We start from the raw sequence: 4,233 nt of genomic DNA on the forward strand, positions 1-4,233 counted from the left end.
GAGGTACGGCGGCGCCGGATGCCGGCGTGCGGCGGATCAGGCCTCGATCCGGCCGCTCATCCACATCAGCATCGGCGGGATCTCACGTCGCCACGTGTTGAAGTTGTGGCCACCGCTGTCGAGGATGATGGAGGAGACCCGGTCCGGGCCCTGCACCTTCTTGATGAACTTCCTGGTGTCGGCGAGGTTCGGCTCGCCCTTCTCGCTGCTGGTCACGAGGAAGGACGTTCCGGTCGGCTTCTTGTGCTCGATGCTGTGCAGCACGTCCGCACGCTTCTTCAGCTTCTCGTCCCCGTGGAACAGATCACCGGTCGTCGGGTCGTCCGGGGCCTCGTAGTACGCGGACAGACCCGCGGCGGCGCCGAAGGTCTGCGGGTAGTGCGCGGCGATCTTCAGAGCGCAGTAACCGCCCGTGGAATTGCCGATGAAGCCCATGTTCTGCGGCTCCTTGCCGACCCGGAAGGTGTCCGTGATGGCCTGCGGGAGGTCCTCGCCGAAGAAGGTCTCGGTCTGCGGGCCGCCGGGTATATCGACGCACTCGGTGTCACGCGGCGGCGCCACGGTCGGGCGCAGCATGACCAGGATCATCGGCTTCATCTTGCCCGACTTGGACAGGCTGAAGGCCTTCATCGGGTAGTCGAGCCCCTTGATGAGGTTCTCGGCGGTGCCCGGATAGCCCGTCAGGACGATGGACGCGGGGAAGTTCCGGTCCTTGTGCTGGGGCTGGAAGTACTCCGGCGGGAGCCAGACGTAGCCGGGGCTCGTTATCTTCGACTTCTGCCCGGATATGGCAACCTTCAGGATCTGACCACCGACCTGGGGCTTGGCGCCACCGGGTACGTCCAGCTTCTGCTTGTCGACGACCTTGATGTCCTTGCTGCTCATCGAGTGGTCGACGACCTTGCCCATGGACGTCTCCTGACCGAGCAGGTCGGCCCAGGAACCGTAGAAGAGGAACGACTTGTTAGCCGCCAGCCCCACAGCCGAGAACAGCGCGAGCTGGGTCGCCAGCAGCAGCCCGATGCGGCCGGCGAACGCGCGCCAGGTGCGGCCCGAGAGCTTCGGCCAGAACCACACCGTGGCCGCGAAGAGCAGCACACCGGCGAGGATGGCCAGCGCCAGAACCGTATTACTGGTGAGACCCATGAGCAGTCAGTCGACTTTCTGGTGGCAGGACTGTTTTTTTCCGACGAAAGAGTGAACCCGCTCCTCCTCGATGTCGTCCTAAGGGACGCACCACACACCGGAGGCTGTCGCGGCCTTCGGCCACTTGATCTCTCGCGGAGCAACGGGAAGCGATGTCTAGCAGGATAGATGGCGATAAGTCGGGACAGGTTCCGAGCGGGGTCCGCCGATTCCTCCGAGGCCCACAGCCGGAGTCGGTGCCCGGCCTGGTAGGTACGGCCGTCATGATCGTCGGCCTTCTGGACATCGCGGCAGGGGTGTTCCCGCGATTCCGGCACAGCCGGATCCACGCGGTGGCCGAGGTGCTGCCGGTGTTCGGCCCCTTCGCGGCGGCCCTCGCCATCAGCGCGGGCGTACTGCTCCTGCTGCTCGCGCACGGCCTCAAGCGCCGCAAGCGCCGGGCCTGGCGGGCGGCGGTCGTACTGCTGCCGGCCGGTGCCGTGGCGCAGTTCCTCTACCGGCACTCGATCCCCGGCGTGATCATCGCGGCGGTGCTCTTCGCGCTGCTGCTGCGCCACCAGAGTGAATTCAAGGCGCTGCCCGACCCGCGCAGCCGCTGGAAGGCCCTCGCCAACTTCGTACTGATGAGCGCCGGCTCCATCGGGCTCGGCCTGCTCATCGTCAACGTCCACCCGAACCGGGTCGTCGGCAACCCGGGCCTCTACGAGCAGATCACGCACGTCGTCTACGGCCTGTTCGGCTTCGAGGGCCCCGTCGACTACGCGGGCCAGGTCTCCTGGACCGTCGGGTACTCCCTTGGCGCCCTCGGCATGCTGACCGCCCTCACCACCGTCTACCTGGCCTTCCGCCCCGAACACCCGGCCGCCCGGCTCACCGCCGACGACGAGGGCAAGCTGCGCGAGCTGCTCACCAAGCACGGCGGCCGCGACTCGCTCGGCCACTTCGCGCTCCGCCGCGACAAGGCCGTCGTCTTCTCCCCCAGCGGCAAGGCCGCCGTCACCTACCGCGTCGTCTCCGGTGTGATGCTCGCGTCCGGCGACCCCATCGGCGACGTCGAGGCCTGGCCCGGCGCGATCGAGCGGTTCATGGAGGAGGCCAAGGCCCACTCCTGGACCCCGGCCGTCATGGGCTGCAGCGAGACCGGCGGCGAAGTCTGGACCCGCGAGACCGGTCTGGACGCCCTGGAGCTGGGTGACGAGGCGATTGTCGATGTCAAAGACTTCTCCCTCTCGGGCCGCGCCATGCGCAATGTCCGCCAGATGGTGAAGCGCATCGAGCGCAACGGCTACACCACCAAGGTCCGCCGGGTCAGCGAACTCACCGAGGAGGAGCTGGAGCAGGTGCGCGGCGCCGCCGAGGCGTGGCGCGGCACCGACACCGAACGCGGCTTCTCCATGGCCCTGGGCCGCGTCGGCGACCCGGGCGACGGGGACTGCTTCATCGCCACCGCGCACCGCGTGGAGGAGGGCGACACCAGCCCCTTCGGCGACCTGAAGGCCGTCCTGCACTTCGTCCCGTGGGGCAAGGACGGCATGTCGCTGGAGCTGATGCGCCGCGACCGCGCCGCCGACCCCGGCATGAACGAACTGCTGATCGTCGCCTCCCTGGAGGCCGCACCCGCCCTGAAGATCGAAAAGGTCTCTCTGAACTTCGCGATGTTCCGCTCGGCGCTCGCCCGCGGCGAGAAGATCGGCGCCGGCCCGGTCCTGCGGATGTGGCGGGGCCTGCTGGTCTTCCTCTCCCGCTGGTTCCAGATCGAGTCGCTCTACAAGTTCAACGCGAAGTTCCGCCCCCGCTGGGAGCCCCGCTTCGTGGTCTTCCGCACCACCCGCGACCTGCCCCGCATCGGCTTCGCCGCGATGCAGGCCGAGGGCTTCGTGACGCTGGCCCTGCCGAGGCTCTTCGCCAGCCGCCGCCGTCCCAAGCCGGTGCGCACCTGCACGCACACCCACATGACGACCGTGCCCAAGCAGCCGGAACGCGAGGTCCAGGCCGCGTAGCCCTCGCCGGGCACGTGGTGCCGTGCGGGGCATGCGGTGCCGTGCGGGGCATGCGGTGCCGTGCGGGGCATGCGGTGCCGTTGCGGTGCGTGCGGTGCCGTTGCGGTGCGTGGGAGGCCGGCCTGAGGGCGCGGGCCCGGCAGGCTCCGGGTCGCCCGGCGCGGCGCCCTCCGGCGGTCGGGGTCCTCGGGCCGGACCGCCGGCCGGGAGCCCGCCCGCGGTTTTGGGGCAGTCCCCGCACGTCGACCCGGTACGGGCCCCGGCACCTTCGCACCGCCCGGCGCGGGCAGGGCGCCGGGGCCCTGCCGTATCCAGGTCAGCCCTACCCTGGGACCTATGAACACGAAGCGCGGAGCCACCGGCAGGGGCCGGGTCGCAGGTCTGCCGGACTGGGACCGCTGCGCGGTCATGGGTGTCGTCAACGTCACCCCCGACTCCTTCTCCGACGGCGGCCGCTGGTTCGACACGACCGCCGCGGTCAAGCGGGGCCTCGACCTCGTGGAGCACGGCGCCGACCTCGTGGACGTCGGCGGCGAGTCGACCCGCCCCGGCGCCTCCCGCGTCGACGAGGAGGAGGAGCTGCGCCGCGTCGTCCCCGTGGTCCGCGGCCTGGCCTCCGAAGGCGTCACCGTCTCCGTCGACACCATGCGCGCCGTCGTCGCCGCCCGGGCCGTCGAAGCCGGCGCGGCCCTGGTCAACGACGTCAGCGGCGGCCTGGCCGACCCCGGGATGATCCCGGCCGTCGCCGCCGCCGAGGTGCCCTTCGTGGTCATGCACTGGCGCGGCTTCAGCGCCGGCATGAACAGCCTCGCCGTCTACGACGACGTGGTCGCCGAGGTCACCGCCGAGCTGCGGGCCCGGATCGACGCGGTCGTGGCCGGCGGGATCGCCCCCGAGCGGATCGTCGTGGACCCCGGGCTCGGCTTCGCCAAGAACGCCGAGCACGACCTGGCCCTCGTCGCCCACCTGCCCGAGCTGCGCGCGCTCGGCTTCCCGCTGCTGGTCGCCGCGTCGAGGAAGCGTTTCCTCGGCCGGGTCCTGGCGGGCGGCGCCGACACCACCCCGCCGCCCGCCCGCGAACGGGACG

General features: G+C 70.4%; 3 protein-coding genes. 2 read left to right on the forward strand and 1 reads right to left on the reverse strand.

From position 1 onward, the window contains the following. Window positions 1–36: 36 nt before the first annotated feature. Complete coding sequence (locus ACWGIU_RS31225; RefSeq protein ID WP_453711456.1) at window positions 37–1,146, reverse strand: alpha/beta hydrolase; 1,110 nt, start codon at window positions 1,144–1,146, stop codon at window positions 37–39. A 152-nt stretch (window positions 1,147–1,298) separates the two neighbouring features. On the opposite strand from ACWGIU_RS31225, the gene ACWGIU_RS31230 reads away from it, so the two are divergent. Both ACWGIU_RS31230 and folP read left to right on the forward strand, forming a co-directional pair. Further along, on the forward strand, window positions 1,299–3,146 hold the full coding sequence (locus tag ACWGIU_RS31230) for a phosphatidylglycerol lysyltransferase domain-containing protein (RefSeq protein WP_453711458.1): 1,848 nt from the start codon (window positions 1,299–1,301) through the stop codon (window positions 3,144–3,146). A 336-nt stretch (window positions 3,147–3,482) separates the two neighbouring features. Next, the coding region (gene folP / locus ACWGIU_RS31235) for a dihydropteroate synthase (protein ID WP_453711460.1) at window positions 3,483–4,233 on the forward strand (751 nt) is incomplete at its 3' end.

The organism is Streptomyces sp. NPDC054840, from assembly GCF_053611065.1.